Origin of the sequence: Sphingobium scionense (assembly GCF_014197035.1) — a bacterium.
GTDB classification, from domain to species: Bacteria; Pseudomonadota; Alphaproteobacteria; order Sphingomonadales; family Sphingomonadaceae; genus Sphingobium; species Sphingobium scionense.
This window is the reverse complement of record NZ_JACIEU010000004.1, coordinates 13354-30274: the sequence shown is the minus strand read 5'-3', so window position 1 is coordinate 30274 and position 16921 is coordinate 13354. Positions and strand designations below refer to the sequence as shown.

The following is a 16921-nucleotide window of genomic DNA, read 5'->3' as shown; positions in this document are numbered from 1 at the left end:
CATGGGCATGATAGGAAAAATTTAGGGTCGAATCTGGTCATGACATCTTCGGGCGAGGGCCGTTTTGCCTTCTACGCCAAACGCTATTCGCGAAAGAAGGCAAGCATCCGCCTGCGCGTGCTGGAACCGATGGCGGCGCTGCGCGAAGCGGGCGTTTGGGTGCGGCGCTATCCCAAGCTTATCGGGCCGAAAGGATATGATGCGGTCATCATTTCCAAGGCGTTCGGACGCGGGGCAAAGATAGCGATGCGCGCGGCGCAGGCCGCAGGTTGCGGTTTGATCTTCGACATATGCGACAATCGCTTCGCCAATAATCGGGTCAAGGGATCAGCCCACCATGGCGCCCGAACCAGCCAGTTGCTGGCGCAGGCCGACATCGTCACCGTGCCTACTGAAGCAATGGGTGACCTCCTCACCGCTTCGACGCCAGAAATCGCCGGCCGGGTGCGTGTCGTCCCTGATATGCTGGAGGATATTTCTACCCTTTCCAGCCTGCGGCTGAGTCTGGGCGAACGGTTTCAACTGCGGCGTCTAGGCGCTTTTTTGGCGGCGCACCCCGACGCGCTTCATGTTGTGTGGTTCGGCAACAATATGGCCGGCGTCTCGGGCGTTGGTTTGCTCGACGAAGCGTTAGCGCAGCTACGGCAATTTGCGCAGCGGCATCCCGTCACCCTGACCATCATCAACAACCAGCCATCGGCCTATCGCGCAGCGTCAGCGAAATGGGACATCCCCAGTTTCTACATGCCCTGGTCGCTGGTCAGCTTCCCGGCCGCACTCAAACTCCATCGTGCAGCAATCATTCCGGTGGCGCGAAACGATTATACTGCAGGCAAGTCAATCAATCGCCCGGCGACGGCGATCATGGCCGGCCTTGGCGTGATTGCGGATTCGATCGGCTCCTATGAGGAGTTGCGGCCGTTCATCGCCCTTGACGACTGGCAGGACGGGCTGGCGCGCTATGCCTTTGGTTGGGAGGCGGAGCAGGAGCGGCTGGCGCAGGCGCGTGCCCATCTCGACGAGCATTATGGGCGGCGGCGGATTGCAGCCCGCTGGATCGAGGTTCTGAACGAATTGCAGGCTCGAAGATTGCGTCGCTGAACAGTCAAGCATAGATTTCTCGACATCCGCCGAACTGCTGCAGCGCATAGTGGCAGTGATGCCTTGAAACCAACTTGTACCTGTAGAGCAAAGCCTGCATAGGGCTGGCCCTCACGCGTTCTGGGGAAGCGTGGAGGGGCGGATTTGCTCGAAGTTTTTTTTGGGGGGGGGCGGCATGAATTATTGGTTGAGTGGCGGCGCTTTAGCCGCAGCGTTGTTACTTGCTGGCTGCGGTGGCGCTGACACGGATACATCGCCGACACCGATGCCCACTCCAACTCCCACGCCTACCCCGACACAGAGTTATACCAAGTTCGAAGCCCTCGTCGGGGACCAGCGCTATGCTTCCGCATGTTCAGTCGACGAACTCCTGATTGCAGATGGAACCCCCTCATTAGCAGGCAGTGCAACGTTCGGCCGCGATGGTGGCATATTCCTCTCGGATACCCGAAAGGAATATCAGATTAGTTTGCCCAATGTGTTTGGCGCTATTGCCATTCCACTGTCCGGTCGAACATCGGCAACCGCGAATCTCGTAAGCTATGAGACAGATATAGATGCGCGAACGCGCGCGTATCTTACCTTAGAACGCCCGCTGTCCTTGGATTATGCACGTAGAATCCATTTTCGCACTCTTTTTAGCAACAATGGCCACCAGGATTCGCGATTAAACGCTTATTGTATTTTGGGGGTGCCTACTCGAACGGATGACGTACCGAAGGCGCCGTTGGTCCGCTTCACGCAATTTGCGATCGACGGCATAATTTATGATCGTCGGACGAGCGCCATCGCACAGCAATATTTGGTGGAAAGCGGCGTTGCGACACTTAGTGTCGATTTGTCGACGGGTATAATTCGAACCGAGCTTACACTTGAGGGGCGATCTACCAGCGGTGCGATCACGCATGTTGGTCCTTATCAATTCTCGGCAGGGATCGATGTCAACACTGCCGGTTTCTTTGGAGGACTGGCCACGGTACCCAATTCGGAAATCGGGATGTTAGGTGGCGGATTTTTCGGCCCACAGGGCGCGGAATTCGGATATGTATTTGATTACAGGCATATAGACGGCACCGGAAGCTATGACCTGGTCTTCAAGGGCACGGTCGTCGGCCGTCGTTGAACGGTCAAATGGCAATCGGGACAATCATGTTGGAGGAATATTCCCTCAACCGCAAACTTTGCAGTCGTTTGGATCGCCTTTGATTGACTAAGGTCCGCGCCAGTCCTACATCGCGGCGCATATCCGTATCGGGCCTGCGCGCCCGCGAAATATAGGAATTTGCATGTTCGGCGCACTCGCCAAGTCCATCTTCGGATCGTCCAACGAACGTTATGTGAAGTCGCTGGGCAAGATCATCGACCAGATTGCCGCCTTCGAACCAACGATCCAGGCGATGAGCGATGAAGCGCTGGTAAACCAGACGGCGCGCTTTCGCGAGCGTCTGGCCAATGGCGAGACGCTGGACGGCCTGCTGCCCGAAGCCTTTGCCACCGTGCGTGAGGCATCGGTCCGGGTGCTGGGCATGCGCCATTTCGATGTGCAGATGATCGGCGGGATCGTCCTGCATCGTGGCGAAATCGCCGAGATGCGCACTGGCGAGGGCAAGACGCTGGTGGCGACGCTGGCCACCTATCTGAACGCGCTGGAAGGCAAGGGCGTTCACGTCGTCACCGTGAACGACTATCTCGCCAGCCGCGACTGCGAGTGGATGGGCCAGGTTTATCGCTTCCTGGGTCTCACCACTGGCGTGATCGTGCCGAACCTGTCGGAAGACCAGCGCCGCGAGGCCTATAATGCCGACATCACCTATGCGACCAACAACGAACTTGGCTTCGACTATCTGCGCGACAATATGAAGTTCGATCGCGGCGCGATGGTCCAACGGCCGTTCAACCATGCGATCGTCGACGAAGTCGATTCGATCCTGATCGACGAAGCCCGCACGCCGCTGATCATCTCTGGTCCCACCGACGATAAATCCGAACTATATGTGTCGGTCGATGCGATCGTGAAGCAGCTGGTCGGCGATGATTATGAGAAGGACGAGAAGCAGCGCACGATCACGCTGACGGAAGACGGCACTGAGAAGATCGAACGCCTGCTGGAGACCGCAGGGCTGCTGCAGGGCAGCAACCTCTACGACTTCGAAAATACCCAGGTCGTCCATCACGTCAACCAGGCGCTGCGTGCAGTCGTGATGTTCCGCCGGGACATCGACTATATCGTCAAGGACGGCAAGGTCGTCATCATCGACGAGTTCACCGGCCGCATGATGGATGGTCGCCGCTGGTCCGACGGCCTGCATCAGGCGGTGGAAGCCAAGGAAGGCGTCCAGATCGAGCCGGAAAACCAGACTCTGGCCTCGATCACCTTCCAGAATTATTTCCGCATGTACCCCAAGATTTCGGGGATGACCGGCACCGCATCGACCGAAGCGACCGAATTCTACGAAATCTACAAGATGAACGTCGTCACCATCCCGACCAACCGGCCGGTGCAGCGCGTTGACGAGGAAGATACATTCTACAAGAATCTGGAAGACAAGTTCCGGGGGATCGCGCGCACCATCAAGGAGCATGCCGAAAAGGGTCAGCCGGTGCTGGTCGGCACCGTGTCGATCGAAAAATCGGAAATGCTGTCGGAATTCCTCAATCAGGAAGGCGTCAAGCACGCAGTCCTGAACGCGCGCTTCCACGAGAGCGAAGCGCATATCGTCGCCCAGGCGGGCCGCAAGGGCGCGGTGACGATCGCCACCAACATGGCCGGCCGCGGCACCGACATCAAGCTGGGCGGCAACCTGGAAATGCGGGTTGAAGACGAGTTGCGCGATGTGCCCGAAGGCGCGGAGCGCGACGCGGCGATCGCCCGTATCGAGGTCGAGATCGAGGCAGAGAAGCAGGAAGTGCTGGCTGCAGGCGGCCTGTTCGTGCTGGCGACCGAGCGGCATGAAAGCCGCCGTATCGACAATCAGCTGCGTGGTCGTTCGGGCCGTCAGGGCGATCCGGGTCTGTCGCGCTTCTACCTCAGCCTCGACGATGACCTGATGCGCATCTTCGGCCCGGATACCATGTTCGCCAAGATGATCCGCTCCAACCTGGAGGATGGCGAGGCACTCCCCCCGTCCAAATGGCTCAGCAAGGCGATCGAGACCGCGCAGCGCAAGGTCGAGGCCCGCAATTACGACATCCGCAAGCAGGTCGTCGAATATGACGACGTCATGAACGATCAGCGCAAGGTCATTTATGAGCAGCGCAGCGACATCATGGACGCCGACACGGTAGACGATGTCGTCACCGACATGCGCCACGAGACGGTCAATGATCTGGTCGGCGCATCCTGCCCGCCTGGCACCTATCCCGAGCAGTGGGATATCGAACGCCTCAAGATCCGCACTGCCGAAGTACTGGGCCTGGAGCCGGATTTCGACGCGTGGCTGGCCGAAGATGCAGTCGATCCAGAAATCATCGAGGAGCGATTGGCGGCCCTTGCCGATGCCTCGATCGCGGACAAAGCCCAGGAGGTCGACGCTACTGACTGGCACATGATCGAGAAGAGCATCATGCTCCAGAGCCTCGACCATCACTGGAAGGAGCATCTCTCGACCCTCGATGCGCTGCGTCAGGTCGTGCATCTGCGCGCCTATGCGCAAAAGACTCCGATCAACGAGTATAAGCAGGAAGCCTTCGCCCTTTTCGAGCGCATGCTGGAGAATATCCGCGAGGATGTGACCGGTTCGATCGCGCGGGTGCAGTTCCGCATGGAAGCGCCGCAACCGCAGTTCGACCTTCCGGTGCTGCCGGACTTCATCACCACCCATATCGATCCCTTCTCGGGCGAGGATAACAGCGCGGACATTGATGGCAGCCAGCTGGCGGGCATCACCACCACCATTCCGCGCGCGCCGGTGGACAATGTCGCGCCGGGCGAGTTTGCCAATCTCGACATCAGCCGCAATGCGCTGTGCCCCTGCGGTTCGGGCCAGAAATACAAGCATTGCCATGGTGCGCTGAGCTGAGGTTCAAGCCAAGGCGAGAAACAGGGAAGGGCGCAGCCAATGGCAGCGCCTTTTTTTGTTTTGATCCTGCAATGAAATTGGAGAACTCTTGCGTTTATGGTAATGGTCCGGACAACAGGCCGTCCGGTCATAATGGCAGGCCTGGCCCTGGTGCATCCCACGGCAAGCCCTCGCATGATAAGGGGCGTCCGCCTTCGCTGGGCAAACCGGCGCATTCCGCCTCCCACAGCGGCAAATATTATCCTGACCAGCATTATCGCCCCGGCTTGTCGCGGGATCGTTATCGCATCGACCGGAATACCCGCGTCTATCGCGGTGGGAATGGGCGTTATTATTGCCGCCGCAATGATGGCTCGACCGGCCTGATCGTGGGCGCCGCCGTCGGCGGCCTCCTGGGCAATGCACTGGGTGACGGCGACTCCGGCCTGCTGAGTACGATTCTCGGCGCTGGGGTCGGCGGCGCGCTGGGTCGCGAGATCGATCGCGGCAACGTCTATTGCGAATAGGTTAGATTGTTGCTCGCAATGAGCCTCGCTGGCTTTTGGCCGGCGGTGCTGTTTTGCTTGTCATCACCCCCCGTCTGAAATCGGAGCATCTATCTCGCAAAATGACTGCGATAACCGTAATCTGATCGCGTCCGCCTCCATGCTTGGCGCAACTGGGCATTGACGAAACTCATCCCAATACTGCTATGGCATGGTGCAAAGGGGCAGCGATGCGAATTGTCATTATCGACGACAGTGGGCTGCGCGCGACGGTCCTGGAGGAGGGCCTGCGCGAAGCGGGCTATGACGATATCCATATCGTCCCGCCGCGTGGCGCCTTCGTTGCCCGGCTGGAGCGCATGGCGCCCGATGTGGTGCTGATGGATCTGGGCAGCCCCAGCCGCGACACGCTGGAGGAGATGCTGACGGTCAGCCGCGCGCTTGCCCGGCCGATCGCGATGTTCGTCGATCAGTCCGACGATGCGATGATCGGCGCGGCGATCGATGCCGGCGTGTCTGCCTATGTCGTCGACGGTCTGCGCAAGGAGCGGGTGAAGCCGGTGCTGGAACTGGCGGTGCGCCGCTTCAACGCCTTTGCCCGGATGCAGTCGGAACTGGACGAGGCGCGCACAGCGCTGGCCGACCGCAAGATCGTCGATCGCGCGAAATCGATCCTGATGAACCAGCGCAGCCTGTCCGAGCAGGACGCCTATGCCCTGTTGCGGTCGAGCGCGATGAACCAGGGGAAGAAGATCGTGGAGGTGGCGCAGGCACTGATTACCGCCAGCGACCTGTTGGGAGGGGGTATATGAGCGACGTGTTGCGGGTAGCCTTTCTGCCGCTGACCGATGTGGCCGTGCTGGCGGTCGCGCGCGAGCGGGGCTTCGCCGAGGAAGAGGGAATCTTCCTCGACCTGGTGCGCACCACCAGTTGGGCGACGCTGCGCGACCGGTTGGTCTATGGCCAGGTGCAGGGCGCGCAGATGTTGGCGCCGCTGGCTGTGGCGGTCACGCTCGGCCTCAGCCAGCAGCCCGCGGCTTTGGCCGCGCCCTACAAGCTCAACGTCAATGGCAATATGCTGGTAATGGCGCCGGATTTTGCCAAGGCGCTGGAGCCGGACATCGCCCGGCGGCTCACCGACCCGCTGGGCACGGCGCATGATTTTGCCGCCGCGATCGGCCTGTGGCGGCGCAAGCCGGTGATCGGCGTCGTCCACCGCTTTTCCAGCCATGCGATCATGTTGCGCTACTGGCTGGCGAGTGCGGGCATCGATCCCGATCGTGACGTCGTGCTGCGCGTGCTGCCGCCCTCGCTGACAGTCGAGGCGATGCGGGCGGGTGAAATTGACGGCTTCATCGCCGGCGAACCCTGGGGTAGCGCGGCGATCGAGGCCGGGCTGGCGGAAACGGTCGCGATCGGCGAACGTATCTGGCAGCGCGGGGTGGAGAAGGTTCTGGCCTTCCGGCAGGACTGGCTGGAGGCGAACCCGGAAACGGTCGATCGCCTGTTGCGCGCGCTGGCGCGGGCGGCCGCCTGGTGCGACGATCCGGCACATCATGAGGCGCTGGCTGTTCTCCTGTCCGATCCCCGCTATGTCGATCAGCCGGCCGAACTGATCTTTGGCGCCCTGTCGGGACGGATCAGCGCCCGCTTGGGCGAGGCGCCCGTCGCCAATCCCGATTTCATGCTGTTCGCACGCGAAGCCACTGCCTTCCCTTGGCGCAGCCAAGCGCTGTGGATATACTCGCAACTGGTGCGCTGGGGCATGGTCGCCCATGATGCGGAAACCGCGGCGCGCGCCGCCGCCGTCTTCCGGCCTGACATCTTCCGTCGCGCGCTGGCGGACAGCGGCTTGCCGATGCCGGGCGCCAGTATGAAGCTGGAAGGGGCGGTCAGCGCGCCGATGCCGGTCGGTGCCCATCGTGGCGACCTCACCCTTGGCCCCGACCGCTTCTTCGATGGCCGAATCTTCGACCCCGAACGGATCGAGGACTTTCTGCGGGATTTTGCGCCGCAGCGTTGAAAACCGGGCCTATTTTGTGCCTTGCAACATGATGCGTTCTGCGGGATAACATAAGCGACCGCGCGACGAGGCGCGTCCACAGGAACAGGCCCTCCCAAGGTCGGGACCGCCGTTCCATTCACCTATCGCAGCAAAGCCGCTGACTGGACCACGCAATTTGTGCGCGTGTCCGGCCTGCGGCTTTTTTCGTTTCCAGTTCCATTGGTTGGGGGACGTCATATGGCTACTGCATATTGGGATCGCGACGAGGACGCCGCATCGGCGGCCGCCGCGACAAGCTTCTGGAAGGCCGGCCATGCACCGACCCTGGTCGCCGCCTTTCTCTATTTCGACCTGGCCTTCATGGTCTGGGTGCTGCTCGGGCCGCTGGCACCGATGATCGCCAAGACGCTGGCGCTGACGCCGGCAGAAAAGGGGCTGATGGTGGCGACACCGACGCTCGCCGGTGCGCTGCTGCGTGTCGTCAATGGTCTGCTGGTCGATCGGATCGGTCCGAAACGCTCAGGCGCGATCAGCCAGATCATTGTCATCGTCGGTCTGTTCGCGGCCTGGCTGATGGGCGTCAACAGCTTCGGCGGCACATTGGTGCTGGGCGTCATTCTGGGCTTTGCTGGTGCCAGTTTCGCAATCGCTCTGCCGCTCGCCAGCCGCTGGTATCCACCCGAGCATCAGGGCAAGGCGATGGGCCTTGCCGGCATGGGCAATTCGGGCACGGTTCTGGCCTCGCTGTTCGCGCCGATGCTGGCCAAGGCATTCGGCTGGAACGCGGTGCTGGGTCTGGCCTGTATCCCGCTGAGCATCGTCTTCGTCGCCTATATGATCATGGCGAAGGATGCGCCCAATGCGCCGCCGGCCAAGCGGCTCGTCGATTATTTCGAGCCGCTCAAGACGGCGGACGCCTGGTGGCTGATGGCCTTTTATGCCGTGACCTTCGGTGGTTTCGTCGGCCTTGCCGCGTCGCTGCCCATCTATTTCACCGACCAGTTCGGGCTGACCCCGATCATCGCGGGCTATTGCACGGCGGGCTGCGTCTTTGCCGGGTCGCTGGTGCGGCCGATGGGCGGCGCGCTGGCGGATCGGATCGGCGGCGTGAAGGCGCTGATGATCGTTTATGTCGTGGCGGCGCTGGCGCTGGCGGGTGTGTCGCAGGCGACGACGCTGGTCAGTGCGCTGGCGCTCTTCGTCCTCGCCATGCTGGCGCTGGGCACCGGTAACGGCTCGGTCTTCCAACTGGTGCCGCAGCGTTTCCAGGCGGAAATCGGCGTGATGACAGGCCTTGTCGGCATGGCGGGCGGCATTGGTGGCTTCTATCTCGCCAGTTCGCTCGGCCTTGCCAAGCAACTGACTGGCAGCTTCGCACCCGGCTTCCTGATCTTCGCCGGTCTTGCCGTGCTCGCTTTGCTGGGCGTGGCGCTGGTCAAGGTGAAGTGGCGCGCCAACTGGACCAGCGGCGCCCGCATCTGAGTTGGAGAGGAGGGCGGCGGCCTCTTTGAGGACTGCCGCCCCGCGCCACGCTCTTTCCGTCCGAGGGGGGACGATCTTCCATGAAATATCTTCTCGCATCGGCGGCCACATTGGCCGTCGCCGGGCCTGCTTGTGCCCAGCAGATCGACCTGAAACCCGTAGCCGAGGCGCGGCTGCGCTACGAACATGTCGACCAGGATGGCCTGGCGCAGCAGGCAGACGCGCTCACCGTCCGCGCCCGCGCCGGCCTGGTGGCCAGCAGCGGCGCGCTGTCGGCTACATTGGTGGGGCAGGGGACGTTGGCGGTGATCGACCGCTATTTTGACGGTTTCGACAATGCAGCGACCAAGCCGCTGGTGGCCGATCCGCAGAATGTCGCCCTCTATATCGCCCAGCTGCAATATCGGACCAGGGCGCTGACCCTGACCGGCGGGCGGCAGAAGATCGTGCTGGATGACGAGCGCTTCGTCGGCAATGTCGCCTTTCGCGACAATGGCCAGACCTTCGACGCGGTGCGTGCCGAACTGACTCCGGCCAAGGGGCTGAAACTGGACGTCTCCTACGCGTGGAGCGTGCGCACCATTTGGGGCTTTCAGGGCAAGGGCGCGCGCCAGCAAGCGGTGAGCGGCGACAATATCCTGGCCAATCTTTCCTATGCCACGCCGCTGGGCACGCTCAGCGGCTTTGCCTATCTGGTCGATCAGGATGAGGCGGCGGTGCAGGCCTATCGCCTGTCGAGCCAGACCTATGGCGTGCGCCTGGCGGGCAATCAGTCGCTCTCCAAGTCGACCAAGGTCGCCTATCAGCTCAGCTATGCCCGTCAGTCGGACTATCATCGTAATCCCAATGACTATGCCGCTGATTACTGGCTGGCCGACGCCACGCTCGACCTGCATGGCTGGAAGCTCAATGTCGGCTATGAGGTGCTGGGCGCCAGTCATGGTACGGCGCTAACCAGCTTCCAGACGCCGCTCGGTACGAATTTCAAGTTCCAGGGCTGGGCCGACAAGTTCCTGACCACGCCCGCCAACGGCATGCGCGACCTCTATGTCGGCACCGGCTATGGCTGGAAGCAGGTGGGGCCGCTGTCGGGCGTGGCGTTTGCGGCGACCTGGCACCGGTTCGAGAGCGACCGGCTCGATCAGCATTATGGTAATGAGTGGAATCTCATCGCATCTGCGAAGCTGCGCAAGACCGCCCTGTCGGTGCGCTATGCCCATTATGATGCGCGGGCGATGGCGACCGATACCGACAAATTATGGCTCCAGGCCGACTGGAGCATCTGATTGAAAAGCCATGAGAGGAATCGCTTGAGCGTTCGGGCGATTCCCCATATGCTGCGCTGCAAGGGACAAGGATGTCCCGCTTCACATCGCTGAGACGGTTCAGGGTAGGACCGGCAAGGCACTAGATGATGGCAAAGCCGCCATCCAGACTCTCGGGTTTCAATCCCCGAGGGTCTGGATGGCGGCTTTTTTCTTTTCTGGAGTAACGGGGATGGACTTTCAGGACGGGATCGACCCGGTCACGCAGGATGAGGACAATGTCCTGCCGCCCTTGGCGGAAGCACGGGAGCATCTGGTCGTTATCGGCAACGGCATGGCCGGCTGCCGCGCGGTCGAGGAATTGCTGGCCCGGGATGCGGGGCGCTATCGCGTCACCATCTTCGGCGCCGAACCCTATGTGAACTATAACCGCATCATGCTGTCGCCGGTGCTGGCGGGTGAGAAGACGTTCGAGCAGATCGTGATCAACGACGCCGCCTGGTATGCCGACAATGGCATCGAGCTGATCGCCGGCGACCCGGTGAGGGCCATCGATCGGGCCGCTAAGACCGTCTCCAGCCAGTCGGGCCGCACCATCGGCTATGACAAGCTGCTGATCGCGACCGGTTCCGATCCGTTCATCATTCCGGTGCCCGGCAAGGATCTGCCCGGCGTCATCAGCTTCCGTGACATGAAGGATGTCGACACCATGCTCGCCGCCGCCGCGGATGGCGGCAGCGCGGTGGTGATCGGCGGTGGCCTGCTCGGCCTCGAAGCCGCCCATGGCCTGACCCTGCGCGGCATGAAGGTGACCGTCATTCACCTGATGGACACGCTGATGGAGCGCCAGCTGGACGAGGCGGCTGGCTGGCTGCTCAAGACCGCGCTCGAAGGACGCGGCCAGACCATCCTGACCGGCGCCAATACCGAAGCCATTTATGGTGACGGCAAGGTCGAGGGCGTGCGGCTGAAGGACGGTCGCGATATCCCGGCCAGCCTGGTGGTGATGGCGGTGGGCATCCGCCCCGCGACGGCGCTGGCCCGCGAGGCTGGCCTGGCCGTCAATCGCGGCATCCAGGTCGACGACCATATGGTCACCAGCGACCCCAATGTCCTCGCGGTCGGCGAATGCGTCGAACATGACGGCAATGTCTATGGTCTGGTCGCGCCGCTATGGGACATGTGTCGCAGCCTCGCCGATGGCCTGACCGACCAGCATAGCGGCTATAAGGGATCGGTCACCTCGACCAAGCTCAAGGTCGCGGGCCTGGACGTCTTCTCCGCCGGTGACTTTTCCGGCGGTGAGGGCTGCGAGGATATCGTCCTGCGCGACGCCTCTCGCGGGGTCTACAAGCGGGTCATCGTCAAGGACGACAAGCTGATCGGCGCGGTGCTCTATGGCGATACCGTCGATGGCGGCTGGTATTTCGACCTGCTGAAGCGTGAGGAAAATGTCGCCGACATGCGCGACATGCTGATCTTCGGTCAGGCCTTCGCCTCGGGAGGGGGCGCGCTGGACCCTAAGGCGGCCGTTGCGGCGCTCTCGGACGAAGCCGAGATTTGCGGCTGCAACGGCGTCAGCAAGGGCCAGGTCGTGTCCTGCATCGCCAAGGGTGCGCACAGCCTGGATGCGGTCCGCGCCACCTGCAAGGCGTCGGCCAGCTGCGGCAGTTGCACCGGCCTGGTCGAAACCCTGCTGGCGCTGACGCTGGGCGAGGATGTCCAGTCGGGGCCGAAGACGATGTGCAAATGCACCAGCTTCACCCATGACGATGTCCGTCGCGAAATCGTGGCGCAGGACATGCGCTCGATCCCCGAAGTCATGCAGAAATTGAACTGGTCGACGCCGGAGGGCTGTTCCTCCTGCCGCCCTGCGCTCAATTATTATCTGCTCTGCGCGCTGCCGGGTGAGTATCAGGACGACCAGCGCAGCCGCTTCGTCAACGAACGGATGCACGCCAACATCCAGAAGGACGGCACCTATTCGGTCGTGCCGCGCATGTGGGGCGGCCTTACCAACCCGAGGGAACTGCGCGCGATCGCCGACGTGGTTGAGAAATATGATGCCCCGATGGTCAAGGTGACGGGCGGCCAGCGGCTCGACATTTTCGGCATCAAGAAGGAAGACCTGCCCGCCGTCTGGGCCGATCTCAATGCTGCCGGCATGGTGTCGGGTCATGCCTATGGCAAGTCGCTGCGCACGGTGAAGACCTGTGTCGGTTCCGAATGGTGTCGCTTCGGCACCCAGGATTCGACCGGCCTTGGCGTCAAGATCGAGCATATGACCTGGGGGTCGTGGATGCCCCACAAGTTCAAGATCGCGGCGTCCGGCTGCCCCCGCAACTGCGCGGAGGCGACGATCAAGGATTTCGGCGTGGTCTGTGTCGACAGCGGTTACGAACTGCATGTCGGCGGCAATGGCGGCATCCATGTCCGCGCCACCGATCTGCTCTGCAAGGTCGCGACCGAGCAGGAGGCGATGGATTATTGCGCCGCCTTCATCCAGCTCTATCGTGAGGAAGCCCGCTATCTGGAGCGCACCGCGCCATGGATCGAGCGCGTTGGCGTCGACTATGTGAAGGGCCGCATCGTCGCGGACGATGCCGGTCGCGAAGCACTGCGCGCCCGTTTCCTCTTCTCCCAGCAGTTCATGCAGGACGATCCCTGGGCGCGTCGCGCCGCTGGCGAGGACGCCGAACTGCACCAGCATCTGGCCGAAGTCCGCCCCATGGAGATCATCGCATGAGCCTGAATACCCAAGTCGGCACCTGGCTGGACATCGGTCCCGTCGATCAGATCTCGCCCGGCAATGCCCGCACCCTGCCGGTGCGCGGCGGCGAGGAGATTGCCATCTTCCATACGCAGGACAATCAGTTCTACGCGCTGGTCAACAAATGTCCGCACAAGCAGGGGCCGCTGAGCCAAGGCATCGTTCATGGCTCGGTCGTCGCCTGCCCGCTGCACAACTGGAACATCTCGCTCAAGACCGGCAAGGCGCTGGGCAACGACGAAGGCTGCGTGCCCACCATCCCGCTCAAGGTGGAGGCGGGACGCATCTTCCTGCTGCGCGAGGCGGTTATTCCCGTGCCGACCGAGGCGAAAGCGGCCTGATGGCGCAGGCGATCCGCACCACTTGCGCCTATTGCGGCGTCGGCTGTGGCATCGCCGCCACGCCGACCGGACCGCGCTCGGTGATCATCAAGGGGGACGAGGCGCATCCGGCCAATGGCGGACGCCTCTGTTCCAAGGGGACGCATCTGGGCGAGACGGTGGCGCTGACCGGCCGGCTGCTCCACCCGATGATCGGCAAGCGCCGCGCCGGCTGGGACAAGGCGCTGGATCTGGTCGCGCGGAAATTTCGCGAGACGATCGAGCGTCATGGCCCGGACAGCGTCGCCTTCTATGTCTCGGGCCAGTTGCTGACCGAGGATTATTATGTCGCCAACAAGCTGATGAAGGGCTTCATCGGATCGGCGAACATCGACACCAACAGCCGCCTGTGCATGTCGAGCGCGGTTGCCGGCCATAATCGCGCCTTCGGCGAGGATGTGGTGCCGGCCAGCTATGATGATCTGGAACAGGCCGACCTCATCGTCCTGGTCGGCTCCAACACTGCCTGGTGCCACCCGATCGTCTATCAGCGCATCCAGGCGGCCCGCGCCGCGCGCGGCACCAAGCTGGTCGTGATCGACCCGCGCCGCACCGAAACCTGTGAGGGTGCCGACATCCATCTGCCGATCCGGCCCGGCAGCGATGTGGCGCTGATGACCGGGCTGCTCGCCTGGTGCGATGCACAGGGCGTGATCGATCCGGCCTATCTGGCCGATCATGTGAACGCGCCCGACGGCTTCTGGGACCATGTCCGCACCGGTCATGACCTGTGGACGACGGCCCAGAGCTGCGACATCGACCCGGCGCTGCTGAAACAGTTTTTCGAGCTGTTCGCGGCGACTCCGCGCACCGTCACCCTGTTCAGCCAGGGCATCAACCAGTCGATCCGCGGCACCGACCAGGTCAATGCGATCATCAATGTCCACCTCGCCACAGGGCGCATCGGCAAGCCGGGCGCGGCGCCCTTTTCCATCACCGGCCAGCCCAACGCCATGGGCGGGCGCGAGGTCGGCGGCCTCGCCTCGACGCTGGCGGCGCATATGGATTTCGCGCCGGAAAATGTCGCCCGCGTCGGCCGATTCTGGGCCGCGCCACAGATGGCGACCAAGCCGGGACTGAAGGCCGTCGACCTGTTTCGCGCGATCGACGAAGGCCGGATCAAGGCCTTGTGGATCATGGCGACCAATCCCGCCGTATCGCTGCCCGATGCCGGCCGGGTGCGCGACGCGCTGGAGGCTATTCCCTTCCTCGTCGTGTCGGACATCATCGCAGACACTGACAGCTCTGCCCATGCCCATGTCCGCCTGCCTGCCGCCGGCTGGGGCGAAAAGGACGGCACGGTCACCAATTCGGACCGCACCATCAGCCGCCAGCGCCCGTTCATGGCGCTGCCCGGCGAGGCCCGGCCCGACTGGTGGATCATCACCCAGGTCGCGCGCCGCATGGGCTGGAAAAACGCCTTCGCCTATGATCGGCCGGCTGACATCTGGCGCGAACATGCGCGCCTGACCGCTTATCAGAATGACGGGCAGCGGCTGCTCAACCTGCGCGCGCAGGCGGTGATCGGCAACGACGCCTATGACGCGATGGACAGTTTTCGCTGGGGCGGGACACCCTTTGCCGATGGGCGTTTTTCGACCCCGGATGGTAAGGCGCGGCTGGTGCTGACGAAGCAGATGGATTTGCAGGGGCCGCTACGCGACTGGCCGTTGACGCTCAACACCGGCCGCTATCGCGATCAATGGCATACGATGACCCGCACGGGTCTGGCGCCCAAGCTGGCGCGCCATCGCGAGGAGCCCCTGGTCGACATCCACCCGCGGGATGCCGATGCGCTGGGCCTGGCCGATCGCGATCTGGCGCGGGTGTCGACCGCGCAGGGCAACAGCCTTTTCCGCGTCAGCATCAGCGACGGGCAGCGGCCGGGCGAAATCTTCACGCCGATCCACTGGACCGACCAGATATCGAGCGGCGGGCGCACCGGCCTGCTGCCGCGCCCGCTGGTCGATCCGCATTCGGGCCAGCCCGGCTTCAAGTCGACCCCGGCCGCGGTCCAGAAGGTCTCGACCCAATGGCAGGGCTTCCTGATCCTGCGTGGACAGGCGCCGGTGAAACTTCCGTGCCTCTGGGCAACGCGGGTCGCCGTGCCAGGCGGTGCACTCTATGAACTGGCCGGCAATGGCGATGCCGCCCGGCTGGAAGCCTGCCTGCCCAGGGGCGAGCGGGTCGAGGCGATCGATCATGTGCGCGGCAGCCGACGGGTCGCCATCATCCAGGACGGCCGGCTGGCAGGCGTGCTGTTCGTCACCCGCACCGGCCTGTTGCCCTCGCGCGACTGGCTGATCGGCCAGTTGGCGGCCGACGACGTCGGCGCAACCGTGCTGGCGGCACGCGGGCCGGGCAGCCAGCCGGACAAGGGCGCCACCATCTGCGTCTGTTTCGATATCGGCCTCAACCAGATCGTTGCGGCGATCCGCGACCAGAAGCTGGTCGACGTGCCTGCCATCGGCAAGGCGCTGGGGGCCGGGACCAATTGCGGTTCCTGCCGCCCCGCCATCGCCAATATCCTGGCCCAGACCTCTCAGGAGACACTGCATGCAGCCGAATGACCTCATCGCGCCAGGCGACGTCTGGCTGGTCGGTGCGGGGCCGGGCGATCCCGACCTGCTGACGCGCAAGGCCGAAAGGCTGATCCGCGCGGCGGACATCATCTTCTACGACGCGCTGGTGGGGCCGGGCATATTGGATCTCATTCCCGATCATGTCGAACGGATCAGCGTCGGCAAGCGATCGGGCCGTCATTCGAAGGACCAGCAGACGATCGATCAGTTGCTGGTCGCGGCGTCGCAGGCAGGAAAGCGCGTCGTGCGCCTGAAGGGCGGCGATCCCGCGATGTTTGCCCGCACGGCTGAGGAAATAGCGGCGCTGCGCGGGGTCGGCGCCAACATAGGAATCTGCCCTGGAATTACGGCGGCTAGCGCCGCAGCAGCTTCGGCTGGACTGTCCCTCTCGTTGCGGGGCGTCGCACGCCGCGTTCAGTTCGTAACGGCGCATAGCCAGGGCGGGAAGGCGATTGATCTCGACTGGGAGGCGCTCGCCGACCCGGCATGTACACTTGCCGTCTATATGGGGCGCGACGCTGCATCCGAACTCAGTCGCGCCTTGATTCTCGCCGGCTTGCCGGGAGCTACACCTGCACTCATCACATGCGATGCCTCCATGCCGCAGGAGAAGAATCTGCGAACAAGATTGGATTTATTGCCGCTGGTAATGAAGGCCTTTGCTGAAAATCGTCCGACACTCATCCTAATAGGAGAGGTCGTTGCACAGGCCGATTTAACGGCATGTGCCGAAGCAACCACGCACAAGGCGTCGGTATGAGGATATGCGCTCTCGTGCCTTCCACCTAAGGTGCGTTCTTGACGAAACGAGGTGCCAGCACATGGGGGAAAG

The 16921-nt window shown here is 62.9% G+C and carries 12 protein-coding genes; all 12 read left to right on the top strand.

Annotation, left to right across the window (positions count from 1 at the left end; genetic code table 11):
- The first annotated feature begins 39 nt into the window (after nt 1–39).
- The 12 genes from GGQ90_RS05305 to cobA all read left to right on the top strand — a co-directional run bounded on the left by GGQ90_RS05305 (nt 40) and on the right by cobA (nt 16849).
- On the top strand, nt 40–1101 hold the full coding sequence (locus tag GGQ90_RS05305) for a hypothetical protein (protein ID WP_188081177.1): 1062 nt from the start codon (nt 40–42) through the stop codon (nt 1099–1101).
- Nucleotides 1102–1276: 175 nt separating this feature from the next.
- Entirely contained in the window at nt 1277–2224 is a 948-nt protein-coding gene (locus GGQ90_RS05300) for a hypothetical protein (protein ID WP_188081176.1), read from the top strand.
- Nucleotides 2225–2387: 163 nt separating this feature from the next.
- Nucleotides 2388–5120, top strand: coding sequence for a preprotein translocase subunit SecA (gene secA / locus GGQ90_RS05295; protein WP_188081175.1), 2733 nt, complete (start codon nt 2388–2390; stop codon nt 5118–5120).
- A gap of 266 nt (nt 5121–5386) precedes the next feature.
- On the top strand, nt 5387–5626 hold the full coding sequence (locus tag GGQ90_RS29255; protein WP_246428139.1) for a glycine zipper 2TM domain-containing protein: 240 nt from the start codon (nt 5387–5389) through the stop codon (nt 5624–5626).
- A gap of 209 nt (nt 5627–5835) precedes the next feature.
- Nucleotides 5836–6417 carry an ANTAR domain-containing response regulator gene (locus GGQ90_RS05285; protein WP_188081174.1) on the top strand — a complete coding sequence of 194 codons (582 nt, stop codon included), beginning with the start codon at nt 5836–5838 and terminating at the stop codon, nt 6415–6417.
- Nucleotides 6414–7628 carry a CmpA/NrtA family ABC transporter substrate-binding protein gene (locus GGQ90_RS05280; RefSeq protein WP_188081173.1) on the top strand — a complete coding sequence of 405 codons (1215 nt, stop codon included), beginning with the start codon at nt 6414–6416 and terminating at the stop codon, nt 7626–7628. The genes GGQ90_RS05285 and GGQ90_RS05280 overlap by 4 nt, the downstream gene beginning before the upstream one ends.
- Before the next feature lie 219 nt (nt 7629–7847).
- Nucleotides 7848–9092: a nitrate/nitrite transporter gene (locus tag GGQ90_RS05275; RefSeq protein WP_188081172.1), complete on the top strand. Its 1245-nt coding sequence runs from the start codon at nt 7848–7850 to the stop codon at nt 9090–9092.
- Between the two features lie 80 nt (nt 9093–9172).
- A complete protein-coding gene (locus GGQ90_RS05270) occupies nt 9173–10378 on the top strand; it encodes a hypothetical protein (RefSeq protein ID WP_188081171.1) in 1206 nt (401 codons plus the stop codon).
- Between the two features lie 211 nt (nt 10379–10589).
- Nucleotides 10590–13103 (top strand): nitrite reductase large subunit NirB, encoded by a 2514-nt coding sequence (gene nirB, locus GGQ90_RS05265; RefSeq protein ID WP_188081170.1) that lies wholly within the window; start codon nt 10590–10592, stop codon nt 13101–13103.
- Nucleotides 13100–13468 carry a nitrite reductase small subunit NirD gene (gene nirD, locus GGQ90_RS05260; RefSeq protein WP_188081169.1) on the top strand — a complete coding sequence of 123 codons (369 nt, stop codon included), beginning with the start codon at nt 13100–13102 and terminating at the stop codon, nt 13466–13468. Before nirB ends, nirD begins: the two co-directional genes overlap by 4 nt.
- Nucleotides 13468–16077 (top strand): nitrate reductase, encoded by a 2610-nt coding sequence (locus tag GGQ90_RS05255; RefSeq protein WP_188081168.1) that lies wholly within the window; start codon nt 13468–13470, stop codon nt 16075–16077. The genes nirD and GGQ90_RS05255 overlap by 1 nt, the downstream gene beginning before the upstream one ends.
- Complete coding sequence (gene cobA / locus GGQ90_RS05250; protein WP_188081167.1) at nt 16064–16849, top strand: uroporphyrinogen-III C-methyltransferase; 786 nt, start codon at nt 16064–16066, stop codon at nt 16847–16849. The genes GGQ90_RS05255 and cobA overlap by 14 nt, the downstream gene beginning before the upstream one ends.
- Nucleotides 16850–16921 lie beyond the last annotated feature (72 nt).

Coding starts and splice junctions, on each gene's coding strand:
- GGQ90_RS05275 (WP_188081172.1), top strand. CDS start 7,848: ATGGCTACTGCATATTGGGATCGCGACGAGGACGCCGCATCGGCGGCC.
- GGQ90_RS05280 (WP_188081173.1), top strand. CDS start 6,414: ATGAGCGACGTGTTGCGGGTAGCCTTTCTGCCGCTGACCGATGTGGCC.
- GGQ90_RS05270 (WP_188081171.1), top strand. CDS start 9,173: ATGAAATATCTTCTCGCATCGGCGGCCACATTGGCCGTCGCCGGGCCT.
- nirD (WP_188081169.1), top strand. CDS start 13,100: ATGAGCCTGAATACCCAAGTCGGCACCTGGCTGGACATCGGTCCCGTC.
- GGQ90_RS05300 (WP_188081176.1), top strand. CDS start 1,277: ATGAATTATTGGTTGAGTGGCGGCGCTTTAGCCGCAGCGTTGTTACTT.
- nirB (WP_188081170.1), top strand. CDS start 10,590: ATGGACTTTCAGGACGGGATCGACCCGGTCACGCAGGATGAGGACAAT.
- secA (WP_188081175.1), top strand. CDS start 2,388: ATGTTCGGCGCACTCGCCAAGTCCATCTTCGGATCGTCCAACGAACGT.
- GGQ90_RS05255 (WP_188081168.1), top strand. CDS start 13,468: ATGGCGCAGGCGATCCGCACCACTTGCGCCTATTGCGGCGTCGGCTGT.
- cobA (WP_188081167.1), top strand. CDS start 16,064: ATGCAGCCGAATGACCTCATCGCGCCAGGCGACGTCTGGCTGGTCGGT.
- GGQ90_RS05285 (WP_188081174.1), top strand. CDS start 5,836: ATGCGAATTGTCATTATCGACGACAGTGGGCTGCGCGCGACGGTCCTG.
- GGQ90_RS05305 (WP_188081177.1), top strand. CDS start 40: ATGACATCTTCGGGCGAGGGCCGTTTTGCCTTCTACGCCAAACGCTAT.